19 protein-coding genes and 1 pseudogene are annotated in these 22208 nt (G+C 73.7%); 7 read left to right on the forward strand and 13 right to left on the reverse strand.

The window, feature by feature from the left end; translation table 11 throughout:
- Window positions 1–13: 13 nt before the first annotated feature.
- Genes ACWEQO_RS29720 through ACWEQO_RS29735 form a run of 4 tightly spaced genes read left to right on the forward strand, consistent with a single transcriptional unit; the run spans window position 14 to window position 4216 of the window.
- A complete protein-coding gene (locus ACWEQO_RS29720; protein WP_361459935.1) occupies window positions 14–1087 on the forward strand; it encodes an ABC transporter permease in 1074 nt (357 codons plus the stop codon).
- Window positions 1084–2112, forward strand: coding sequence for an ABC transporter permease (locus ACWEQO_RS29725; protein ID WP_452985884.1), 1029 nt, complete (start codon window positions 1084–1086; stop codon window positions 2110–2112). Before ACWEQO_RS29720 ends, ACWEQO_RS29725 begins: the two co-directional genes overlap by 4 nt.
- Window positions 2109–3176, forward strand: a complete 1068-nt coding sequence (locus tag ACWEQO_RS29730) for an ABC transporter ATP-binding protein (protein WP_452985885.1) — start codon at window positions 2109–2111, stop codon at window positions 3174–3176. The genes ACWEQO_RS29725 and ACWEQO_RS29730 overlap by 4 nt, the downstream gene beginning before the upstream one ends.
- A complete protein-coding gene (locus ACWEQO_RS29735; protein WP_452985886.1) occupies window positions 3173–4216 on the forward strand; it encodes an ABC transporter ATP-binding protein in 1044 nt (347 codons plus the stop codon). Before ACWEQO_RS29730 ends, ACWEQO_RS29735 begins: the two co-directional genes overlap by 4 nt.
- 21 nt (window positions 4217–4237) lie before the next feature.
- Here ACWEQO_RS29735 and ACWEQO_RS29740 read toward each other — a convergent pair whose 3' ends face one another.
- The 9 genes from ACWEQO_RS29740 to rimP form a co-directional block, all read right to left on the reverse strand.
- Window positions 4238–5191 carry a bifunctional riboflavin kinase/FAD synthetase gene (locus ACWEQO_RS29740; RefSeq protein WP_361459931.1) on the reverse strand — a complete coding sequence of 318 codons (954 nt, stop codon included), beginning with the start codon at window positions 5189–5191 and terminating at the stop codon, window positions 4238–4240.
- 149 nt (window positions 5192–5340) lie between these two features.
- Window positions 5341–8895, reverse strand: coding sequence for a serine protease (locus ACWEQO_RS29745; RefSeq protein WP_452985887.1), 3555 nt, complete (start codon window positions 8893–8895; stop codon window positions 5341–5343).
- 349 nt (window positions 8896–9244) lie between these two features.
- Window positions 9245–10150, reverse strand: a complete 906-nt coding sequence (gene truB, locus ACWEQO_RS29750) for a tRNA pseudouridine(55) synthase TruB (RefSeq protein ID WP_361459929.1) — start codon at window positions 10148–10150, stop codon at window positions 9245–9247.
- Window positions 10147–10593, reverse strand: a complete 447-nt coding sequence (gene rbfA / locus ACWEQO_RS29755) for a 30S ribosome-binding factor RbfA (RefSeq protein ID WP_361459928.1) — start codon at window positions 10591–10593, stop codon at window positions 10147–10149. Before rbfA ends, truB begins: the two co-directional genes overlap by 4 nt.
- 65 nt (window positions 10594–10658) lie before the next feature.
- Entirely contained in the window at window positions 10659–10952 is a 294-nt protein-coding gene (locus ACWEQO_RS29760) for a DUF503 domain-containing protein (protein ID WP_452985895.1), read from the reverse strand.
- Between the two features lie 211 nt (window positions 10953–11163).
- The gene (gene infB / locus ACWEQO_RS29765; protein ID WP_452985888.1) at window positions 11164–14235 is read right to left on the reverse strand and encodes a translation initiation factor IF-2; all 3072 of its coding nucleotides are present in this window, start codon (window positions 14233–14235) and stop codon (window positions 11164–11166) included.
- Between the two features lie 150 nt (window positions 14236–14385).
- On the reverse strand, window positions 14386–14679 hold the full coding sequence (locus tag ACWEQO_RS29770; RefSeq protein WP_452985889.1) for a YlxR family protein: 294 nt from the start codon (window positions 14677–14679) through the stop codon (window positions 14386–14388).
- 102 nt (window positions 14680–14781) lie between these two features.
- Window positions 14782–15768, reverse strand: coding sequence for a transcription termination factor NusA (nusA, locus tag ACWEQO_RS29775; RefSeq protein ID WP_361459925.1), 987 nt, complete (start codon window positions 15766–15768; stop codon window positions 14782–14784).
- A gap of 2 nt (window positions 15769–15770) precedes the next feature.
- On the reverse strand, window positions 15771–16316 hold the full coding sequence (gene rimP / locus ACWEQO_RS29780; protein ID WP_361459924.1) for a ribosome maturation factor RimP: 546 nt from the start codon (window positions 16314–16316) through the stop codon (window positions 15771–15773).
- Window positions 16317–16546: 230 nt separating this feature from the next.
- Here rimP and ACWEQO_RS29785 point away from each other — a divergent pair, with 230 nt between their 5' ends.
- The 3 genes from ACWEQO_RS29785 to ACWEQO_RS29795 all read left to right on the forward strand — a co-directional run bounded on the left by ACWEQO_RS29785 (window position 16547) and on the right by ACWEQO_RS29795 (window position 18567).
- Window positions 16547–17125: a hypothetical protein gene (locus ACWEQO_RS29785; RefSeq protein WP_452985890.1), complete on the forward strand. Its 579-nt coding sequence runs from the start codon at window positions 16547–16549 to the stop codon at window positions 17123–17125.
- Between the two features lie 3 nt (window positions 17126–17128).
- Window positions 17129–17593 (forward strand): ferritin-like domain-containing protein, encoded by a 465-nt coding sequence (locus ACWEQO_RS29790; protein WP_361459922.1) that lies wholly within the window; start codon window positions 17129–17131, stop codon window positions 17591–17593.
- A gap of 62 nt (window positions 17594–17655) precedes the next feature.
- The gene (locus ACWEQO_RS29795) at window positions 17656–18567 is read left to right on the forward strand and encodes an aminoglycoside phosphotransferase family protein (protein ID WP_452985891.1); all 912 of its coding nucleotides are present in this window, start codon (window positions 17656–17658) and stop codon (window positions 18565–18567) included.
- A 68-nt stretch (window positions 18568–18635) separates the two neighbouring features.
- Here ACWEQO_RS29795 and ACWEQO_RS29800 read toward each other — a convergent pair whose 3' ends face one another.
- The 4 genes and pseudogenes from ACWEQO_RS29800 to ACWEQO_RS29815 form a co-directional block, all read right to left on the reverse strand.
- On the reverse strand, window positions 18636–20336 hold the full coding sequence (locus ACWEQO_RS29800) for a proline--tRNA ligase (RefSeq protein ID WP_452985892.1): 1701 nt from the start codon (window positions 20334–20336) through the stop codon (window positions 18636–18638).
- Between the two features lie 74 nt (window positions 20337–20410).
- Window positions 20411–20977 carry an N-acetyltransferase family protein gene (locus ACWEQO_RS29805; RefSeq protein ID WP_452985893.1) on the reverse strand — a complete coding sequence of 189 codons (567 nt, stop codon included), beginning with the start codon at window positions 20975–20977 and terminating at the stop codon, window positions 20411–20413.
- Between the two features lie 107 nt (window positions 20978–21084).
- On the reverse strand, window positions 21085–21933 hold the full coding sequence (locus ACWEQO_RS29810; protein WP_361459918.1) for a GNAT family N-acetyltransferase: 849 nt from the start codon (window positions 21931–21933) through the stop codon (window positions 21085–21087).
- A gap of 142 nt (window positions 21934–22075) precedes the next feature.
- Window positions 22076–22208, reverse strand: a pseudogene (locus ACWEQO_RS29815) (flavodoxin-dependent (E)-4-hydroxy-3-methylbut-2-enyl-diphosphate synthase); the annotation flags it as partial.

Genomic DNA, 22208 nt, shown 5'->3' on the forward strand with positions numbered 1-22208 from the left:
GCGACGGGTACCCATGACCGCCGACGCGACATCCGCTCCGGTCGAGGGCACACAGGCCGCCGGTCCGGCGAAGGACGGACCGGCGGCCCGGGAGCCGCGCGCCCGCACCACCACCGCGTATCTGCGGTACGTGGCGGGAAAGGTGGCCGGCGCGGCCGTGTCCCTGCTGGCCGTCCTCGTCACCAGTTTCTTCCTCTTCCGGCTGATCCCGGGCGACCCGGTGAAGTTCATGACCGGCGGCCGCCAGGTCTCGGCCGATCAATTGTCCTCCTACCGACGTGAGTTCGGGCTGGACCTGCCGTTGTGGCAGCAGTTCACCGACTACTGCGGCAAGGCGCTCACCGGGGATCTGGGAACGTCGTACCAGTTCAACGCACCGGTGATCGACAAGATCACCGAGGCGTTGCCGAACACGCTGCTGCTCACCGGTACCGCCTTCGTCCTCTACACGGCGCTCGGCATCGTGCTCGGCACCCGGTCGGCGTGGCGGCACGGACGGCTCGGGGACCGGGTCCACACGGGGCTGGCTCTGACGCTGTACTCCATCCCGTCCTTCTGGCTCGGGCTGCTGCTGATCATCACGCTGTCGGTGGGCGTCGGCCCGGTTCCGGGCCTGTTCCCCACCGGCGGCATGGAGTCGGGCGGCGCGGAGGGCTTCGCCCGGGTCCTGGACGTGGCGCACCATCTGGTGCTGCCGGTGCTGACGCTGGTCGCGGTGGAGTACGGGCAGACGCTGCTGGTGACCCGGTCGGCGCTGCTGGACGAGATGGGCAGCGACTATCTGACCACCGCGCGTGCCAAGGGGCTGCGCGACGACCTCGTACGGCGCAGGCACGCGGTGCCCAACGCGCTGCTGCCGACGGTGACGCTGATCTTCATCAACCTCGGCCGGACGGTGGCCGGGGTGATCCTGGTGGAGACGGTGTTCTCCTGGCCGGGGCTCGGCGGACTGTTCTACCAGGCGCTGAGCGTGCCCGATCTGCCGCTGGTGCAGGGGCTGTTCTTCGTGTTCGCCGCCGCGGTGATCGTGATGAACACGCTGGCCGATCTGATCTATCCGCTGCTCGACCCCCGGGTGGGCCGATGACGACCGACAACGGCACGACAGGGAAACCGGCCGCCCGAAGCACCACGGCCGACGACGGGACGCCCCCGGCCCCGGCCCCGGGCACACTTGCGGCCGCCACGGCCACGGCCTCGGCGGGCGGCGGACCGGCGGCCACGGGCCCGCGCGCGCTCGCGTGGCGGCGACGCCGGGACTCGGCCGTACGTTTCTGGCGGCAGTACCGCACCCACCGGGCCGGTGTCCTCGGTCTGGCGGCGCTCCTGCTCTTCGCCCTGCTCGCGCTGGCCGCTCCCCTGCTGGTCGGCTCCGACGTGGACAACGTGACGGACGCTCCGGGCAGCCCGATGGAGAGCCCGAGCAGGGAGTTCCCCTTCGGCACGGACCAGTTCGGGCGGAACCTGCTCGGTCTGGTCATCTGGGGGGCGCGGGTGTCCCTGCTGGTGGGGCTGCTCGCCGCCGTGCTGTCGGTGGCGATCGGCACCCTGATCGGCGTGACGGCGGGGCATTTCCGGGGCTGGTACGCGACGGTGATGATGCGCGTCACCGACTGGTTCCTGGTGATGCCCACCCTGGTGCTGGCGATCGCGCTGGCCACCGTGATGTCCCGTTCGCTGGTCACCGTCGTGGTGGCGATCGGGGTGACGACCTGGCCGACGACGGCCAGGCTGGTGCGCGCGCAGACCCTGGCGGTGGAGACCCGGCCGTACATCGAACGCGCGCGGGCGCTGGGCGGTGGGCACTGGCATGTGATGTCGCGCCATGTGCTGCCCAATGTGATGCCGCTGGTGCTGGCCCAGACGACCCTGATCATCTCCGCGGCGATCCTCGCCGAGGCGACCCTGGCGTTCCTGGGGCTCGGTGATCCGACGGTGGTGTCGTGGGGCGGGTTGCTGCAGGACGCGCGGGAGGCGGGCGCGGTCAGCGCCGGCCGCTGGTGGTACCTGGTGCCGCCGGGCATCGCCATCGCCGTGGTGGCGCTGGCCTTCACACTCTGCGGGCGGGCCGTGGAGTCCGTCCTCAACCCCAGGCTGGGGGTGTCCCGTTGAGCCTGCTCGACGTCAGGGATCTGACGGTGACGTACGCGGGCGGGGCCGCCGCGGTGCGCGGGGTGGACCTGCGTCTGGAGGCCGGCCAGAAGCTGGGCGTCGCCGGGGAGTCGGGCTGCGGCAAGTCCACGCTCGCGCTCGCGCTGCTGCGGCTGCTGCCGGCCGGGACGCGGACCGGTGGGGAGGTCCTGCTGGACGGCGAGGACGTCCTGGCCATGAAGTGGGGCCGGGTGCGGGCGGTCCGCTGGGCCGGGGCCTCGATCGTGTTCCAGGGCGCGATGCACTCCCTCAACCCCGTCCACCGCATCGGCGACCAGATCGCCGAGCCGGTCCTGCTGCACCGCAGGGCGACCCCGGCCGGGGCGCGGAGGAAGGCCGGTGAGCTGCTGGAGCACGTCGGTCTCCCGGCCGCCCGCGCGACGGACTACCCGCACGAGCTGTCCGGTGGGCAGCGCCAGCGCGTCATGATCGCGATGGCACTGGCCTGCGATCCGCGGCTGATCATCGCGGACGAACCGACCACCGCGCTCGACGTGATGATCCAGGCGCAGATCCTGCGGCTCATCGAGCGGCTGGTCGCGGACCAGGACGTGGGCCTGATCATGATCAGCCATGATCTGGCGGTTCTCGCCGACACCTGCGACCGGCTCGCGGTGATGTACGCGGGCCGGGTGGTGGAGGAGGGCCCGGCCGGGCAGGTCCACGAGGCCGCCCGGCACCCCTACGCCCGTGCCCTGTCGGCGGCGTTCCCCCGGATCGGCGACCCGGGGTCACGCTTCGCGCCACGGGGGCTGGCGGGCGATCCGCCGGACCCGTTCGCGCTGCCGGCCGGGTGCACCTTCCATCCGCGCTGCCCGGTGGCCCTGGAGTCCTGTGCGGTCGAGGACCAGGTGCTGCGGCCGGCGGGGCCTCGGCGGCGGGCGGCCTGCGTACGGGTCGCGGAGGACGCCTCCGAGGACACACGGGCGCACGAACCCGAGGGACACGAGACCGAAGGACACGAAGCCGGCCCGCAGGAACCCGGATCGCGGTCCCTGGAGGAAGTGAGGCGTACCACCCCATGACGGCCTCCCCCGCTGCTGTCCCCGGCTCCCCCGACTTCACCGGCACACCGCCCCTGCTGAGCGCCCGGGGTGTCCACGTCGTCTTCCCCGGCCGGAACGGCGCCCCGCCCGCCCGCGCGGTGGACGGCGTCGATCTCGACATCCGGCCCGGTGAGATCGTCGCCCTGGTGGGTGAGTCCGGCTGCGGCAAGACGACACTGGCCCGGGCCCTGCTGGGCCTGGTCGAGCCGACCGCGGGGCGCGTCGCCTTCGACGGGCGGCCGCTGGACCGTTCCGGCCGCTCCCTCAAGGCGTACCGCAAGCGGGCCCAGCTGGTTCTGCAGGACCCGAGCGGTTCGCTCAACCCCCGGCACACGGTGTACGACGCGGTGGCCGAGGGGCTGCGCGTCCACGGTCACCGGGGCGACGAGCGGGCGGCGGTCGCGGGCGCCCTGTCCCGGGCCGGGCTGCGGCCCCCGGAGCGCTTCTTCCTGCGGTACCCGCACGAGTTGTCCGGCGGGCAGCGTCAGCGGGTGGTGATCGCGGGTGCGCTGGTCCTGGAGCCCGAACTCCTCGTCGCCGACGAGCCGGTGGCCTCGCTGGACGCCTCCGTACGCGGCGAGATCCTGGCGCTGCTGCTCCGGCTCCGTGCCGAACTGGGCCTGTCCGCCCTGGTGGTCACGCACGACCTGGGGCTGGCCTGGAACATCGCCGACCGGGTCGCGGTGATGTACCTCGGCCGGATCGTGGAGACCGGGGCGGTGGAGCGGGTGCTGACCGCGCCCCGGCACCCCTACACCCGGGCCCTGTTGTCGGTACTCCCGGAGGCGCCGGGCGACCCGGTGGTCCTCAGCGGCGAGCCCCCGGACCCGGCCCGGATCCCCGGGGGCTGCCGGTTCCACGCACGCTGCCAGATCCTGCTCGGCGGCGAGGCGGACCGGGCGGGCGTGGCGGACGCGTGCCGGACCCAGGACCTGGAGATCCTCGACGGCGGAGACGGCGGAGACGGCGGGACGGGCGGCCAGGTGGCCTGCCACTGGGCCCGCGCGGGCGGAGCCTGACCGAGGGCCGCGCCGCCCGGGCTACGCCTGCTCGGCGGCGGCCACCAGGTCCGTGCAGCGCCTGACGTCCGCGGCCATCTGCTCCATCAGGTCCTCCAGGGTGTCGAACCTGGCCTGGCCGCGGACGAAGGCGAGGAAGTCGACGGCGACGTGCAGACCGTAGAGGTCCAGGCCGACGCGGCCGATGGCGTAGGCCTCGACCGTGCGCTCGGTGCCGTCGAACTGCGGGTTGGTGCCGACGGAGATCGCGGCCGGCATGGCCTCGCCCTGGGCGTGCAGCCAGCCCGCGTAGACGCCGTCGGCGGGGATCGCGGTGTGCGGGAGCGTCTCGACGTTGGCCGTGGGGAAGCCGAGTTCGCGACCGCGCTGGGCACCGCGGACGACCACGCCCTCCACCCGGTGCGGGCGGCCCAGGATCTCGGCGGCGCCCTCGACGTCGCCCTCGGCGATCAGGCGGCGGGTGAGCGTGGAGGAGAACGGTTCGCCGCCGCCCGCCTCGCCGGTGACGTGCAGGTCGACGACCTCGACCTCGAAGTCGTAGACCTTGCCCTGCTCGGCGAGGAACTCCACGGTGCCCGCGGCCCGGTGGCCGAAGCGGAAGTTGGGGCCCTCGACGACCGCTTTGGCGTGCAGCCTGTCGACCAGGACCTTCCCCACGAACTCGGCCGGTGACAGCTTCGAGAACTCCGTGGTGAACGGGAGGATCAGGACCGCGTCCACTCCCAGCTCGGCCACGAGCTCGGCGCGGCGGTGGTGCGGGGAGAGCAGCGGCGGGTGGCTGCCGGGGCGGACCACCTCGCTGGGGTGCGGGTCGAAGGTGACGAGCACGGCGGGGAGGCCCAGCTCCCGGGCCCGGTCCACGGCATGCCGGATGATCAATTGGTGTCCGCGATGGACTCCGTCGTAGGAGCCGATGGTGACGACGCTGCGCCCCCAGTCCTGGGGGATGTCCTCCAAGCCACGCCAGCGCTGCACTGTGCCTGCTCCTTGTCGAAACCTTGTCGAGCCCGCGAGTCCGTGGACTTCTTCTGCGCAGGTCTAAGGGTGCCATGCCGACCGCCCTCGGCCCGCATCGGCATGGGTGCTGTGACCGGGATCCGCCGGCCGGCACGGTCGGCCGCGGGTCAGGCGGGGACGCCTGCGCCCGCCAGGTTCTCGATCGTCCGGCGGGTGCCGGGGCCCACCACGGCGGCCCACTCCTGGGGCGCGTCCGCCAGCCAGTGGGCCAGGGCGGCGGCGAAACCCGGCACCCGCCGCCCCAGGTCGACCAGGCCGCTGTCGAAGTGGGCGGCGCCGTCGGGGGTGCGGGCGAGGAGCAGGCCGGTGCGGTGGACGAGCTCGCGCGCGGTGGTGCCGGAGCAGCGGGCCGCGGCGTCCAGCACCGCGGCCAGGACGGCGGGGTCGGGTGCGCGGGTCAGCAGCGGATCCAGCAGTTCGCGGCGCAGGGGCCGGGAGGCGGGGGTGCCGGGCTCGGCGAGGACACCGGCGAGGGCTGCCCGCAACGGCTGCGGGCCGCCCTCCAGCAGGCCGGTGAGCAACGGCAGGAGCACGTCGTGGCCGGCACGGCCGGCCGGTTCCCGGGCCAGGCGCCGGTCCGTGTACGCGGCCAGCTCGCCCGCGAGGTCCGGCCGCTGTTCCACCGCCGTCCGCAGCAGCGCGGCGACGCGGGGGGCCAGGGCGGGCGTGGTGGCGTCGACGAGGGTGTGCAGCGTCTCGCACGCGTCCGGGTGGGCGAGCCTCGCGCGGAAGGCCTCGAGGACGGGCTCCGGGTGGGTGGCGAGGGCGCCGGTCAGCGCGCTCGGCGGGAGGTGCGGGTCGCCGGCCGCGAAGTGTTCCAGGGCCCGCGGGAGGTGGCGGTCCCTGCTGCCCGGGTCCTGGACCAGGAGGGCGAGCGCTCCCCCGTGCAGGGGCCGGTCGGCGGTGCGCACCAGCAGGGCGAGGGCCGCGTACCGCAGCAGGGTGCGGTCGGCCGCGTCACGGGCGTGCGGTGCGGCTCGCAGCCCGTACGCCACGGCCGCCGCCCGGCGTGCGGGCCGCTCGTCGCGCGCCCACCGGTCGACGGCCCTGCACACCGCCGAGGGGTCCTCCTCGGCCAGCGCGGTGAGCAGTTGCCCGGCCCGCGGGTGCGCGCTGTCGGCGAGCACCTCGGTGAGGGTGTCCGGGGCGCGGTGCCGGTGGGTGTGCAGCAGTGCCTGCGCCGCCGTGGCGACGGTCGCGTGCGGGGTGGCGGGCAGCGGCCGCTCGTCCTCGAACCACCGCACGAGGTGCGGGAGCACGGCGACGGGGTCGGCGGTGAACAGGCGGGCGGCGGCATCCAGGAAGCGGGGGCCGGTCTCGCCCGGGGGGCCGTCGGCGTGGACGAGCCGGCGCAGCAGCTCGAAGCCGGTCTCCAGGGGCAGCGGGAGAGCCGTCCAGAAGGCCGGTCCCAGCTCCCTCGGCGTCCTCCGCCGCTGCCGGCGCCAGGCCACGACCCGGTCGGCCAGCAGCCGGAGCACCCCGGCGTAGGGCGTCGCGTCGGGCACGCGTGCGAGGGTCTCGGTGAGCAGCCGGGCGGCCCACCAGGAGCCGGGGTCGGCGTCGAGGGCGTGCACCAGGTCCGCCAGCCGGGAGGCGAGCGGCCCGGGGCCGTGGTGCCGGGCGAGCAGCAGCATGGCCTGGACGACGGGGCCGATCCGGTGGTGCGGGACGGGGAGACGGTCGGTGCCGGGGCGGGTGTCGTGACCGTGCACGTGGTCGTGCTCGTGGTCGTGGGGGCGGTGGTCGTGGGGGCGGTGGTCGTGGACCAGGGCGCGCAGGGCCGCGTCCAGGTCGAGGTGGGTGCCGTGGAGCCAGTCGGCGAGCTCCTCGTGGGCGAAGCGGTAGCCGGTCCCGGCCGGTACGAGGATGCCCTCGGCGAGCACGGCGGGGGCCCAGCCGGTGACCCCGCCGAGCCGGGCCGGGGCGGGCCCCCACGGGAACACCGCCTCGAACGCCTCCCGGTCCAGTTCGCCCTGCCCGGGGCCGAGACCGCGCCGGGCGGCCTCGTGCACCTGCCCGGAGACCCTGGCGGCCAGCCGGCGTACGGCGGTGCCGCGCAGCCCGCTCCCGGCGGCGAGGCGCACGGCCACCCGCAGGCACATCAGGTCCAGGTGGGCGGAGAGGACGTCGTGGCGGTCGGCGCGGGCGTCCGGGGCCTGGGGGGCGTCGACGAGGGCGGCCCGGACCTCCGCGAGCAGCCGGAGGGTCAGCGGGTGCCGGGAGTCGGCCGGGGAGCCCTCCGGGATGCCGTAGCGGGCACGCGCCCGGATGGCCTCCTCGGCGGTCAGGTCACCGAGGCGCACGCACGCGGGGAGGCCGTCGTCGGCGGCGGCTCCGTCCTGGTGCCCGCCGTGCCCGCCGTGCCCGCCCTGGTGCCCGCCTCCGTCTGCACCTCGGTGCAGCAGGTCCGCGGGGAGGAGCGCGCCCGCGCTCTCCCAGTACTCCGCGCGGCACCCCACCACCAGCCGCGCGCCCGTCCGCCGCAGCCAGCGCGCCGTTCCCTCGGTCCACCGGGCGAGGCGGTCGGCCAGGGCGGGCGGCATCTCCTCCGGGCCGTCGAGCAGGACCAGCAGGGGGCGGCCCGCGGTGCCGGCCAGCGCGGCGAGGCGCCCCGGGCCGGTGTCGCCGAGGCCTTCGGGGCCGCCCGGGAACGGGGTGCGGGAGGCGGCCACGATGCGGGCGGCCCGGTCGAGTGCGCGGTGGGCCGCGTTGGCGACGGAGAGGTCCTCGCCCCGCAGATCGGCGCCGCGCAGCCACAGCGTGGGCAGTCCGGCGCGGTGGCGGCGGGCGGCGAGCGCCGCGAGTTCCGTCGTACGGCCGCTGCCGGGCGGTCCGACGAGGCCGAGCACCGCGGCCCGGCCGTGCTCGAACGCGGCGAACTCCGCGGTCGTGGCCGCCCGCTCCACCGGCGCCACGCCACCGGGGGCGAGGGCGCCCGACGGACCGTCCTGGGCGACCGAGGTGGCGGTGAGTTCCAGGACGCCGGCGACGTTGAGGTCGGCGCCGTACGCCGGGACCGTCGCCGCGTTCTCGGCGAGCAGTTCGGCGAGCGGGCCCGGGACGGGGCGGAGCGGCACGGCGAAGCCGACGTCGCGCCCGCCGGAGCTGAGGGCCGTGCCGAGGACGCCGAGCACGGCGCCGGTGGCGGCGTCGAGCACCGGGCCGCCGGCCGCTCCGCCGCCGGGGCGCAGGGCGTCGCGGCCGGTGGTGCCGATGGCGAGCTCCAGCGCCTCGCCGAGGGGATGGCTGTGGTCGGTGGCCGTGTACGTCACGGGGGTCGTGCCCAGGACGCGTGCCTCGCGCCAGCATCCGGCGGCGATCCGCACGTAGGTGCCGCTCTCGACGTGGCTCCGCGTGGCGACGGGCAGGGGAGCGGTGCCGAGCCCCTCGCCTCGGACGAGGGCGAGGCCGAGTCCGGGCAGCGGGGTGACGGCGTCGGCGCCCACCACGCGGTGGCGGTCGCCGGGGGCGTGCAGGACCAGGCGGGGCAGGCCGTCGACGGCCTCGTGACTGGTGATCAGGGTGCCGCGGTGGTCGGCGGGGAAACCGAGACCGCGCGGACGGCCGGCGAGGTCGTGGATGCGGACGAGGGCGTCGCCGGGCGAGTGCTCCCCCGCCGTCCGGACGGGCTCCCGCCCCACCGGACCGTTGCGCGACGTCATCGTCGAGCCTCCCCGCCGTGCCTTGTGCCGTGCCCTCGCCCTGCCGTGCCGTCGAGGCCCTCGGGAAGCTCTGGAATCCCGAGCACCTCGAGAGCCTCGAGACCCTCGAAAAAAATTCGAGGACCTCGACAGTAAGGCCGGAATGATCAGCGGGGCGGCTCACTCGGCGAACGCGCCCCCTTCCGCTCCCCCGGTTCACTCCGAGCGCCCGCACTTACGGGTGAATCAACGTGTCCGGATGGACAGACCCTTGGGTGGGGGAACCGAGGGGGACCGTGGAGCGGTGGCATGTCCATCCCCGTGACGCCGCTCCACGGCGGGACCGCGCCGTCGGCCGTCCGTCCCGGCGTCAGCCGAAGACGGCCAGGCTCTTGGCCTTGCCCCTGTGCTGCTCGACGAGGGCGAGGAAGCGGCCCTCGGGGCCGAAGACGGCCACCGGACCGGCTCCCGCGTACTCCTCGGGCATCTCCAGGCGCACACCGTTGGTGAGCAGCCGGGCGCGTCGGGCGTCGACGTCCCAGCGCGGGAAGGCCAGGGCCGCGGCCTCGGCGATCGGCAGCACGGTCAGCTCCCGCTGGTGCTGTTCGAGGGTGCGGGCCGCGTCCAGCTTGTACGGACCGACCCGGGTACGGCGCAGCACCGTGAGGTGGCCGCCCACGCCCAGACCGGCGCCCAGGTCACGGGCGAGCGCACGGATGTACGTACCGGAGGAGCAGACGACGGAGACCACCAGGTCGAGCACCGGGGTGCCGTCCTCGGCGACGGCCGGCCGGACGTCGTGCACGGCGAACGAGGAGACGGTGACCGGCCTGGCGGGGATGTCGAACTCCTCGCCCTCCCGGGCCCGTTTGTAGGAGCGCACGCCGTCGATCTTGATGGCGCTGACCTTGGACGGCACCTGCATGATGGCGCCGGTCAGCTTGGCCACTCCGGCGTCGATGCCCTCGCGGGTGACCCCGGAGGCGTCGGTGGACGAGGTGATCTCGCCCTCGGCGTCGTCCGTGAGGGTGTTCTGCCCGAGCCGGACGGTGCCCAGGTACTCCTTCTCGGTCAGCGCGAGGTGGCCGAGGAGTTTGGTGGCCTTCTCGACGCCGAGGACGAGGACGCCCGTGGCCATCGGGTCGAGGGTGCCGGCGTGGCCGACGCGCCGGGTGCGGGCGATGCCGCGCATCTTGGCGACCACGTCGTGCGAGGTGAAGCCCGACGGCTTGTCGACGATGACAAGGCCGTCGGGCGTGGTGTGCTTCTGGGTCATTCGGCGGTGTCGTCCGTCTCGTCCTCGGGCTTGCGGTACGGGTCGGCCCCGCCCGCGTAGGTGGCGCCCGCGGACGCCTCGCGCACCTTGGCGTCGGACTGGCGCGCCTTGTCGAGGAGGTCCTCGATGTTGCGCGCGGTGTCCGGGAGCGCGTCCATGACGAACGCCAGGGTCGGCGTGAACTTCACGCCCGCCGCCCGGCCCACCTCGGAGCGCAGGATGCCCTTGGCGCTCTCCAGGCCGGCCGCCGCGGCCGCGCGCTCCGCCTCGTCCCCGTACACCGTGTAGAAGACGGTTGCCTCCCGCAGGTCACCCGTGACCCGGGTGTCCGTGATGGTGACGTGGGTGCCGAGCCGCGGGTCCTTGATCCCGCGCTGCAGCTTCTGGGCCACCACCTCTCGGATGAGGTCCGCCAGCCTTTTCGCCCGCGCGTTGTCGGCCACTGGTCCGTCTCCCGTTCTTTCCTGTCTGAGTGGTCGGAACTCCGGGTTCCCGGAGCCCGGATCCGTCAGTCGTCCTCGCCGTGGAAGCGCCGTCTGACGGACAGCAGCTCCACCTCGGGGCGCCCGGCGACCAGCCGTTCGCACCGGTCCAGTACGTCGGTCAGGTGTGCCGCGTCGCCGGACACCGCCGCCAGGCCGATGGCGGCCCTGCGGTAGAGGTCCATGTGATCCACCTCGGCCGCGCTCACCGCGTACTTCCGCTGGAGCTCGGCGACGATCGGGCGGACGACGGAGCGCTTCTCCTTCAGCGAGCGAACGTCGCCGAGGAGGAGGTCGAAGGACAACGTCCCCACATACATGTACAACCGGTTCACCCGCCGGTACGGGATCGGCGTCCCCGCCGTCCGTGGTGGGCGGGAACATCAGAACCGTACAACGAAGGGGTGAGTCCGATCGACGGATATTGCGCTCCGTGGCCTCCGGCCCCTGGGCCTCCGGGCCCCCGGAGGCACGGGCCGGCCGGCGGACCCTGTTTCCAGGGGCCCGCCGGCCGGTGTGCACCGTGGGGTGTTACACCCGCGGCTTCTCGCGCATCTCGTACGTCGCGATGACGTCGTCGACCTTGATGTCGTTGAAGTTTCCGAGGTTGATACCGCCCTCGAAGCCTTCGCGGATCTCGGTGACGTCGTCCTTGAAGCGACGCAGACCGTCGATGTTGAGGTTCTCCGCGATGACCTTGCCGTCGCGGAGGAGGCGCGCCTTGGTGTTGCGCTTGACCTCGCCGGAGCGGATGAGAACACCCGCGATGTTGCCCAGCTTGGACGAGCGGAAGACCTCGCGGATCTCCGCCGTGCCGAGCTCGACCTCTTCGTACTCCGGCTTGAGCATGCCCTTGAGGGCCGCCTCGATCTCCTCGATCGCCTGGTAGATGACCGAGTAGTACCGGACGTCCACGCCTTCGCGCTCGGCCATCTGCTGTGCCCGCCCGGCGGCGCGCACGTTGAAGCCGATCACGATGGCGTCGGAGCCCATCGCCAGGTCGATGTCGGACTCCGTGACCGCACCGACGCCGCGGTGCAGGACGCGGATGTCGACCTCTTCGCCGACGTCCAGCTGGAGCAGCGAGGACTCGAGGGCCTCGACCGATCCGGACGCGTCACCCTTGATGATCAGGTTCAGCTGCTGGATCTCACCGGCCTTGAGCACCTTGTCCAGGTCCTCCAGCGACACGCGACGCGTGCGCTTGGCGAACGCGGCGTTGCGCTCACGGGCGGCGCGCTTCTCGGCGATCTGACGGGCCGTACGGTCCTCGTCGACGACGATGAAGTTGTCGCCCGCACCCGGGACGTTGGTCAGGCCCAGGACCTGGACCGGCGTCGACGGGCCGGCCTCGGCGACGTTGTTGCCGTTGTCGTCGAGCATGGCGCGCACGCGGCCGTAGGCGTCGCCCACCACCATCGTGTCGCCGACCCGCAGGGTGCCTCGCTGGACGAGCACGGTCGCCACGGCACCGCGGCCGCGGTCGAGCCGGGACTCGATCGAGATGCCCTGCGCGTCCTGGGCCGGGTTGGCCCGGAGGTCGAGCGAGGCGTCGGCGGTGAGGACGACGGCCTCCAGGAGGCTGTCGATGTGCAGACCCTGCTTGGCGGAGATGTCGACGAACATGGTGTCGCCGCCGTACTCCTCGGCCACCAGGCCGTACTCGGTCAGCTGACCGCGCACCTTGGTCGGGTCCGCGCCCTCGACGTCGATCTTGTTGACCGCGACGACGATCGGGACGTCGGCCGCCTTGGCGTGGTTGAGCGCCTCGACCGTCTGCGGCATGACGCCGTCGTTGGCCGCGACGACCAGGATCGCGATGTCGGTCGACTTCGCACCACGGGCACGCATGGCGGTGAACGCCTCGTGACCCGGGGTGTCGATGAAGGTGATCCGGCGATCCTCTTCGTTGACCTCGGTCGTGACCTGGTAGGCACCGATGTGCTGGGTGATGCCGCCGGCCTCGCCCGAGGCGACGTTGGTCTTGCGGATGGCGTCGAGCAGGCGGGTCTTGCCGTGGTCGACGTGACCCATGACGGTGACCACCGGCGGACGGACGACCAGGTCCTCCTCGGAGCCCTCGTCCTCGCCGAACTCCAGGTCGAAGGACTCGAGCAGCTCGCGGTCCTCCTCCTCCGGGCTGACGATCTGAACCGTGTAGTTCATCTCGTCGGCGAGGAGCTGGAGCGTCTCGTCGGAGACGGACTGGGTCGCGGTGACCATCTCGCCGAGGTTCATCATGACCGCGACGAGCGACGCCGGGTTGGCGTTGATCTTCTCCGCGAAGTCGGTGAGCGACGCACCGCGCGACAGGCGAATGCTCTCGCCGTTGCCGCGAGGCAGCATCACGCCGCCGACCGACGGGGCCTGCATGGCCTCGTACTCCTGGCGCCTCTGCCGCTTCGACTTGCGGCCACGACGGGCCGGACCGCCGGGACGGCCGAAGGCTCCCTGCGTGCCACCGCGGCCACCGGGACCGCCGGGACGGCCGCCGAAGCCGGGACGGCCACCGCCGCCGGCGAAGCCGCCACCGCCACCGGGACGACCGGCGAAGCCGCCGCCGCCACCGGGACGAGCGCCGCCACCGCCGCCGCCGGGACGACCGGCGAAGCCGCCGCCGCCACCGGGACGAGCGCCGCCGGGACGACCGGCACCGGCCGGACCGCGGCCGCCGGGGCCGCCGCCGGGACGGGGGCCGGCAGCCGGACGCTGCGGCATCATGCCGGGGTTCGGACGCGGGCCGCCGGGACCGCCGCCGGGACGGGGACCGCCCTGCGGACGCGGCATCGAGCCCGGGGTGGGACGCTGCCCGCCCGGAGCCTGCGGACGCGGACCGCCGCCGCCCTGGCCACCGGGGGCCTGGGGACGGGGACCGGCGCCGGGGGCACCGGGACCGCCGGGACGCGCGCCCTGCGGGCGGGGCGCCTGCGGGCGGGCCATACCGGTGGAGCCGCCGGAGGTGAAGGGGTTGTTACCCGGACGCGGACCGGCCGGGCGTCCACCCGGACGCTGACCGCCGCCGCCGGGGCGCTGACCCTGAGCCGCCGGACGTCCGCCCTGGCCGCCCTGGCCACTCTGGCCGCCCTGACCCTGGCCGCCGGGGCGGGCACCGGGCTTGGGGGCGCCGGGACGCGCGCCGGACTTCGGCCCGGACGGAGCCGGGGAGGAAGCCTGCGCGGCCGGCGGGGCCTGGAACTCCGGAGCCGCCGGTGCCGGACGCGGCGCGGGCCGCGGGCCCGGCGTCGGACGCGGACCGGGTGCACCTGCCGAGGGCACTGCGGGCGCTGCGGGCGCCGCGGGCGCCGCGGGCTGCTGGGCCGCGGCGGGCTTGGGCGCCGGCTTCGGAGCAGCCGGACGTGCCGCCTGCGCCGGAGAGGGCGCGCCGGGCTTGGGGGCCGCCTTCCGGGGGGCGCCGGGCTTCGCGGCGGACTTGCCGTTGCCCCCGCCCTGCTGGAAGGCGTCGGTCAGCTTGCGTACTACGGGCGCTTCGATCGTCGAAGACGCCGAACGGACGAATTCACCGAGTTCCTGGAGCTTGGCCATGACGACCTTGCTCTCCACACCGAACTCCTTGGCGAGTTCGTAGACCCGGACCTTAGCCACTTCGCTCCTTTGAGGTCCGGGTTGCGTCCGGACCGTCGCTAGTTCATGGGCGTACTCATCGCGTACTCATCGAGTGCTCATCGCAATCTCGACCTGCTTTCGACTCGCGAGGTACCAGACCGCACGGGGGGTTCCGCACGGCATGTCTTCTTACGGATTGCTCTCACAACCCTGTGCCTGCCCGACGTAGTGGCGCAACGCCTTTACATCGAGCGGTCCCGGGACGCGGAGCGCCCTCGGAAACGCCTTCCGGCGCACCGCCTGGTCAAGACAGACCGGGACGGGGTGCACATAAGCACCCCGACCGGGCAGCGTACCGCGTGGATCCGGGACGCACGCGTCCTCGATCGCCACGATCCGCAGCAGCTCTCTCTTGACCGCTCGCTCCCGGCAGCCCACGCAGGTTCGCTCGGGGCATGCGCGGATAGGTGTCCGGCCAGACACTCCTCAGTCTACCTCCCCGGACCGACCTCACCCCTTTGGGGCAAGAATCGAACAGATGCCGCCGACGAGACTGTCGTGATCTCAGCGGACGGCGGCTCGGATCTATTCCCCGGGCTGTTCCGTGTCCGGCCGGATGTCGATCCGCCAGCCGGTCAGGCGGGCGGCCAGACGGGCGTTCTGCCCCTCCTTGCCGATCGCCAGCGACAGCTGGTAGTCCGGCACCGTCACCCGGGCGGACCGGGCGGCCAGGTCCACGACCTCGACCTTGGAGACACGGGCCGGCGACAGCGCGTTCGCCACCATCTCGGCCGGGTCGTCCGACCAGTCGACGATGTCGATCTTCTCGCCGTTCAGTTCGCCCATGACGTTGCGCACACGGCCGCCCATGGGGCCGATGCAGGCGCCCTTGGCGTTCAGCCCGGACCGGGTGGAGCGGACGGCGATCTTCGTGCGGTGGCCGGCCTCGCGGGCGATGGCGGAGATCTCCACCGAACCGTCGGCGATCTCCGGCACCTCCAGCGCGAAGAGCTTCTTCACCAGGCCGGGGTGCGTACGCGACAGGGTGACCGACGGGCCTCGCACGCCCTTCGCCACCCGTACGACGTAACTGCGCAGCCGCAGACCGTGCGGGTAGGTCTCGCCCGGCACCTGCTCCTGCACCGGCAGGATGGCCTCCAGCTTGCCGATGTCGACCAGGACGTTCTTCGGGTCGCGGCCCTGCTGGACCACGCCGGTGACGATGTCGCCCTCGCGGCCGGCGTACTCGCCGAGCGTCACGTCGTCCTCGGCGTCGCGCAGGCGCTGCAGGATGACCTGCTTGGCCGTGGTGGCCGCGATGCGGCCGAAGTCGGACGGGGTGTCGTCGAATGCGCGGGGCTCCTGGCCCTCTTCGAGGTCCTCGGGGTCCTCCTTCGCCCACACCGTCACATGCCCGGATGCCCGGTCGAGCTCCACGCGCGCGTGGCGGCGGCTTCCCTCGGTGCGGTGGTAGGCGATGAGGAGGGCCGATTCGATCGCCTCGACCAGCAGGTCGAGGGAGATCTCCTTCTCCCGTACCAAGAGCCGAAGGGCACTCATGTCGATGTCCACGGTTACGCCTCCTCTTCCGTCTCGTCGTTCTTGTCGTTCGCGCCGGTCGTCCCGGTCGCGCTGTTCGTGTCGTCCTTGCGGTTGAACTCGACCTGGACGCGTGCCCTGCCGATGTCCCCGAAGGCGAGTCTGCGCGCGGTGGCCTTGCGGCCCTTGACTCCGGGCACCTCGAGGTCGAGGCCCTCGTCGTCGACCCGCAGGATCCTGGCGACCAGTTCGTCGCCCGCGGTCAGCCGGAAGCCCACCAGCCGGCCCGTGGCACGCACGTAGTGGCGGTGCTCGGTGAGAAGACGCTCCGCGCCCGGGGTGCCGACCTCGAGGGTGTACTCCCCGCTGCCCATCGCGTCGGTCTCGTCGAGTTTCGCCGAGAGCACGCGGCTCACATCGGCGATCCGGTCCAGGTCCGCTCCGGTGTCGGAGTCGACGACGACGCGCAGCACACGCTTGCGGCCGACCGCGTCCACGGCGATCTCCTCGAGATCGAGGCCCTGCGAGCTGACGAGCGGTTCCAGAAGTTCTCGAAGCCTCTCGCTCTGGGTGCTGCTCATCCGGGTGACTCCTCGGCCGCGTGTGCTGTTGTGGGACGGTGCGCGTGTCTGGTCAAAGGGTATCCGGTCGCGGGGGGTGATGCCGTCCACCCGTTCCCGGAGGGTGCCGCTGACCACCGTCGGGGGGATGCCCGGGTACCGTGATCACGGGCCTGTGGCCCTCCTTCCGTTCCTTCCGCTCTTCCCGTCTTCCCGTCGCCACGTCCGTACGAGCCCCGAGGACCTCTGCCGTGCCGTTCCCCCATGCTCCACGCGCCCGCTCGGGGCCGCGCAGGAGGAGCCTGTTCGCCGTCGTCCCGGCGGCCCTGCTCGTGACGGGCTGTTCCGCCGGGCCCGAGAAGTCCGACACCGCCGCGGGCGGTCGCCCCTCTCCGGCCGAGCGGGTCCGCGCGCGGGCGGCGGACGACAGCAGGCGGCTGGCCGAGCGGTACGACGCCGTGATCGCCGCGCACGCCGGGCTCGCGCCACGGCTGCGTCCGCTGCGCGAGGCGGTCGTACGGCACGCGAAGGCCTTCGAGACCACGGTGACGTCCACGGCGTCCCAGGAGGCCGCGGGGCCGCAGGCGTCGCCGGGGGCGCCGGGGGCGCCGTCCCCCTCCGGGACTCAGGGGTCCGCCTCGCCGACGGCCTCCGGGCCCGCGGCGGAGAAGGCGGCCCTCGCCGGGCTCGCCGCCGCGGAGCGGGAGCTCGCCGACCGGCGTCTGGAGGAACTGCTGGACGCGCCGGCCGAACTGTCCCGGCTGCTGGCCTCGGTGGCGGCGGCCGGGGCGGCGCACGTGTATCTGCTGACGAAGCCGACGAAGGGGTGACGGGTGAGCGAGGCGAAGGACCGGGAACTGCGGGCGCTCCAGGCGGTCCTGGCCGCGGAGCACGCGGCGGTGTACGGCTACGGGGTCGTCGGCGGGCGGATCGCCAAGGAGCGCCGCACGGACGCGCGCGCGGCCCACGACGCGCACCGCGCACGCCGGGACGCGCTGATGCGCGAGGTGAGGGACACGGGCGGCGAGCCGGTCGCGGCCGCCGCGGGCTACGCGCTGCCGTTCCCGGTGCCGGACACCGCCGCGGCGGTACGGCTCGCGGCGGAGCTGGAGAACAGGGTGGCCGGGGTGTACTCGGACCTGGTGCGCGCGAGTCGCGGTGAACGGCGCCGGGCGGCGGCCGAGGCGCTGCGGGAGGCCGCGGTGCGGGCGGTGCGCTGGAGCGGGGAGAGCGTAGCCTTCCCTGGGCTCGCCGAGCGGGCCGACCCGGCCTCGGGGACTCCGACGCCGGCGGCGTGACGGGGCCACGGGCCGAAAGCGGCGGCAGGCATCGCCGACAGCACGAAGGGAACTACGCGCGCATGGTCTTCGAACCGCCGCAGCGCCTGGTGAGGGCGCTCGGTGAGACGGCTCCCGACGGTGCCCGGTGGCTGGAGGTGCTGCCCGGGGCGGCACGCGAGGCCGTCGCGATGCGCGAGCTGACCGTGGAACGGGTGCAGGTGCCCGGGGGGCGCAGCAGCCTGGTGCTGCTGGTGCGGACGCCCGACGGCGGCCCCGCGGTGCTGAAGCTGGCTCCGGCGAGGGCCCGGCCGGAGAGCGAGTGGGCCGCGCTGACCCACTGGAACGGTCTGGGCGCGGTCCGGTTGCTGGAGCCTTCCCCGCCCGCCGACGGCGCGCTGCTGCTGGAGCGGCTGCATCCGGACGTCTCGGTGCGGTCGCTGCCGGAGGCGAAGGCGCTGCTGGAGGCGGCCGGGACGCTGCGGCGGCTGTGGGTCGAGCCGCCCTCGGGCGAGGCCGCCCATCCCTTCGAGACGGTGGCGGAGCGGACCGGCCGGCAGGCCGAGGCCATGCGGACGTCCGCCGCGGACGACCCGGAGGTGGGACCGCTGGTGTCGGCGGCGCTGGCGGTGCGCGAGGAGCTGCTGGCCGGACCGCCCGAGCACCGGCTGCTGCACGGCACGTTCCGGCAGAGCAAGGTGCTCGCCGGTGAGCGGATGCCGTGGCTGGCGGTGGGCCCGGACCCGCTGGTCGGGGAGTGCGCCTTCGACCTGGCCCGGCTGGTCCGCGACCGGGTGGAGGACCTCGTCGCCCAGAGCTCCGGCGCGGCGACGACCCGCCGCCGGGTGAAGCGGCTCGCGGAGTCCCTGGAGGTCGACCAGGAGCGTCTGCGCGGCTGGACGCTGTTCCGCGCGGTGGAGTCCGGCGTCCGCGCCCGCCGGGTGGGCCGCGGCCAGGACGCCGAACTCCTCCTGGAGTTCGCCACCTGGCTCTGACCACATATCCGGCGCCCCGGACCCGCCGCCCCGCGCGGTGGTGGTTCCGCGCGGGGCCGCCGGACGGGTCAGGCGGTGAGGCGGGCGATGGCCTCGTCGACGGTGAGTTCCTCGCGTTCGCCGGTGCGGCGGTCCTTCAGCTCGACGACGCCCTCGGCGGAGCGGCGGCCGGCGACCAGGATCTGCGGGACGCCGATCAGCTCGGAGTCGGTGAACTTCACGCCCGGGGAGACACCCGCGCGGTCGTCGACCAGGACGCGGACCCCGGCGGCGGCGAGCTTCTGGGAGACCTCGAGGGCGAGTTCGGTCTGCAGCGCCTTGCCGGCGGCGACCACGTGGACGTCGGCCGGGGCGATCTCCGCGGGCCAGCACAGGCCCTTGTCGTCGGCGGTCTGCTCGGCGAGGGCCGCCACCGCGCGGGAGACGCCGATGCCGTAGGAGCCCATGGTGACGCGGACCGGCTTGCCGTTCTGCCCGAGGACGTCGAGCTTGAGGGCGTCGGCGTACTTGCGGCCCAGCTGGAAGATGTGGCCGATCTCGATGGCGCGGTCGAGCCTCAGGCCGGTGCCGCACTTCGGGCAGGGATCGCCCTCGGCGACCACCACGACGTCCACGTACGCGTCGACCTCGAAGTCGCGTCCGGCGACCACGTTCTTGGCGTGGGTGTCGGCCTTGTTGGCGCCGGTGATCCAGGCGGTGCCCGGTGCCACCCGCGGGTCGGCGATGTAGCGGACCTTCTCCAGGCCCTGCGGGCCGACGTAGCCGCGGACCAGGTCGGGGCGGCCGGTGAAGTCCTCGGCGGTGACGAGTTCGACGGGGGCCGGGGCGAAGTGCGCCTCGAGCTTGCCCATGTCGACCTCGCGGTCCCCGGGGACGCCCACGGCGACGATCTCGCCGCCCACCTTGACCAGCAGGTTCTTCAGCGTGGCCGAGGCGGGGACGCCGAGCGAGGCGGCGAGGGTCTCGATGGTGGGGGTGTCGGGCGTCGGGATGTCCTCGGCGGCCGGGACGGCGGAGCCGTCGACGGGCTGGACCTCGTAGGAGATCGCCTCGGTGTTGGCGGAGAAGTCGCAGTTCGGGCAGTCCGCGAAGACGTCCTCGCCCGCCTCGGCGGGGGCGAGGAACTCCTCGGACTTGGAGCCGCCCATCGCGCCGGCGGTGGCGGCGCAGATGCGGTAGTCGAGGCCGAGGCGCTCGAAGATCCGCTGGTACGCCTGGCGGTGCAGGGCGTACGAACGGGACAGCCCCTCGTCGTCGAGGTCGAAGGAGTAGGAGTCCTTCATCAGGAACTCGCGGCCGCGCAGGATGCCCGCGCGGGGGCGTGCCTCGTCGCGGTACTTGTTCTGGATCTGGTAGAGGATCACCGGCAGGTCCTTGTAGGAGGACGCCTGGTCCTTCACCAGGAGGGTGAAGATCTCCTCGTGGGTGGGGCCGAGGAGGTAGTCGCCGCCCTTGCGGTCCTGGAGGCGGAACAGCTCGGGGCCGTACTCCTCCCAGCGGCCGGTCGCCTCGTAGGGCTCGCGCGGCAGGACGGCGGGGAGCAGCACCTCCTGGGCGCCGATCGCGTCCATCTCCTCGCGGACGACGCGTTCGACGTTGGCGAGGACCTTCTTGCCGAGCGGCAGCCAGCTCCAGATGCCGGCGGCGGTGCGGCGCACGTAGCCGGCCCGGACGAGGAGCTTGTGACTGAGGACCTCGGCGTCAGCCGGGTCGTCGCGCAGCGTCTTCGCCATCAACTGGGACATGCGCTGGACCGGTGCGTTCGCCATGGTTCTCGTACTCCTGCTACGTCTGGGTGATGAGACAGGAGGTTAGCCGGGCGGGACGGGCCGGTGGAAATCGGTTAGGGACGCCGGAGCGGCAGAAGGGCTCCCATCACGGCGTACGGCTTGGGGGCGCTGGGGAAGTGGACCCTGCGGGCCAGGTCCTCGTATCCCAGGGAGCGGTACAGGCCGCGGGCGGGGCTCTCGATGTCGATGGCGGAGAGGATCGAGCGGGGTTCGTCGGCCCCGTCGGTGATCGTGGTGATCAGGGCGCGGCCGATGCCGTGCTTCTGGTGGCGCGGGTGGACGTGCAGTTCGGTGATGACGAAGGAGTCGTCGAGCCAGTGGTCCCGGCCCTGGGCGCGCAGGTAGGGCTCGACGACGGTGGACCACCAGTGGGCGCGGTCGTTGGGCATGCCGTAGACGAAGCCGACGAGACGGCCGGCGCGGGTGGCGCCCAGGGCTCTGGCTCCGTGCAGGGTCATGTGGCGCAGCACGATCTGCCGGCGTACGGCCACCTCGTCGGGGCCGAGTCCGAACGCCGCCGCCTGGACCGCCAGTGCCTCGTCGACGTGGGCGGTGAGGTCGAGGGGGCCGATCACGATGTCGTCGGGACGGGGGCGCCCGTGACCGGGAAAGCGCAGCATGCCGGGGAGACTACAGGGCGTCGGCACGGGCCGGGACTGTACGGCGGACGGCATTTCGAGGGGCGCAGGGTGCAAAGCGCAGGATGCGGGGTCTCGGGCGGTCCGGTTCAGAACAGGACGCTCATGAACGCGCCGACCTCCTGGAAGCCCACCTTCCGGTAGGTTCGGCGCGCGGGGGTGTTGAAGTCGTTGACGTAGAGGCTGGCCACGGGGGCTATGTCGGCGAGGGCGTAGCGGAGCACGGCCGCCATGCCGGGGGCGGCCATGCCCCTGCCGCGGTGCTCGGGGGCCACCCAGACGCCCTGGATCTGGCAGGTCCGGTCGGTGGCGGCGCCGATCTCGGCCTTGAAGACGACCTTGCCCTCGTCGTCGAAGCGGGCAAAGGCGCGTCCGGCGCCGACGAGTTCGGCGACCCTGGCCTGGTAGAGCAGGCCGCCGTCGCCCGCCAGGGGGGAGATCCCGACTTCCTCGGTGAACATCGCCACGCAGGCCGGCATGATCTTTTCCATCTCGTCCTTGCGGACGCGGCGGACGTGGGGGTCCGGGGCGACGGTGTCGGACAGCCGGTCGGTGACCATGAGGGGCTGGTGGGCGCGGACCTCCCTGGCGGGGCCCCACTGGGGTTCGAGCAGCCGCCACAGGTCGGCGGTGGGCGCCGCGGGGCCGACGACCGAGGAGCAGCGCCGGCCGGCCCGGCGGGCACGGTCGGCGAAGGCGCGGACGGCCCGGGGGGTGGCGCATATGGGGACCAGGTTGGCGCCGGCGTAGCAGAGGGAGGTGAGCATGCCGCCCTCGTACCAGCCCCACATCTCACCGCCGAGCCGCCACGGGTCCAGGCCCGCGACCTGCACCCGGGAGGTCACGAAGGCGTTCGCCACCGGCTCGCGGTCGAGGACGGCGAGGGCGGCGTCCAGGTCACTCGGTTCGAGGACCCGAGAAGTGGTCTGCGTCAACACGCGCGGGGGGCCTCACACATTTGGGTCTGCTGGTTTCCGCACTGTACCTGCCGAATTTGTGTGCTGCCGCCCCGCGGTGGGGAAACGTTTCCTGCCCGGGGCGTCCCGGGCAGGAACGGCCGGACCGGCCGGGTCGACCGGGTCAGCCGGCGACCGAGATCTGGGGTTCGCCGGAGGCGATGCCGTCCTTCTCCATCTGCTCGGCGATCCTCAGCGCCTCCTCGATCAGCGTCTCCACGATCTTCGACTCCGGCACCGTCTTGATCACCTCGCCC

Source organism: Streptomyces sp. NPDC004051 (genome assembly GCF_053604275.1).

Coding starts and splice junctions, on each gene's coding strand:
- ACWEQO_RS29720 (WP_361459935.1), top strand. CDS start 14: ATGACCGCCGACGCGACATCCGCTCCGGTCGAGGGCACACAGGCCGCC.
- ACWEQO_RS29725 (WP_452985884.1), top strand. CDS start 1,084: ATGACGACCGACAACGGCACGACAGGGAAACCGGCCGCCCGAAGCACC.
- ACWEQO_RS29735 (WP_452985886.1), top strand. CDS start 3,173: ATGACGGCCTCCCCCGCTGCTGTCCCCGGCTCCCCCGACTTCACCGGC.
- ACWEQO_RS29745 (WP_452985887.1), bottom strand. CDS start 8,895: ATGACGTCGCGCAACGGTCCGGTGGGGCGGGAGCCCGTCCGGACGGCG.
- truB (WP_361459929.1), bottom strand. CDS start 10,150: ATGACCCAGAAGCACACCACGCCCGACGGCCTTGTCATCGTCGACAAG.
- ACWEQO_RS29760 (WP_452985895.1), bottom strand. CDS start 10,952: ATGTATGTGGGGACGTTGTCCTTCGACCTCCTCCTCGGCGACGTTCGC.
- rimP (WP_361459924.1), bottom strand. CDS start 16,316: ATGAGCAGCACCCAGAGCGAGAGGCTTCGAGAACTTCTGGAACCGCTC.
- ACWEQO_RS29795 (WP_452985891.1), top strand. CDS start 17,656: ATGGTCTTCGAACCGCCGCAGCGCCTGGTGAGGGCGCTCGGTGAGACG.
- ACWEQO_RS29800 (WP_452985892.1), bottom strand. CDS start 20,336: ATGGCGAACGCACCGGTCCAGCGCATGTCCCAGTTGATGGCGAAGACG.
- ACWEQO_RS29805 (WP_452985893.1), bottom strand. CDS start 20,977: ATGCTGCGCTTTCCCGGTCACGGGCGCCCCCGTCCCGACGACATCGTG.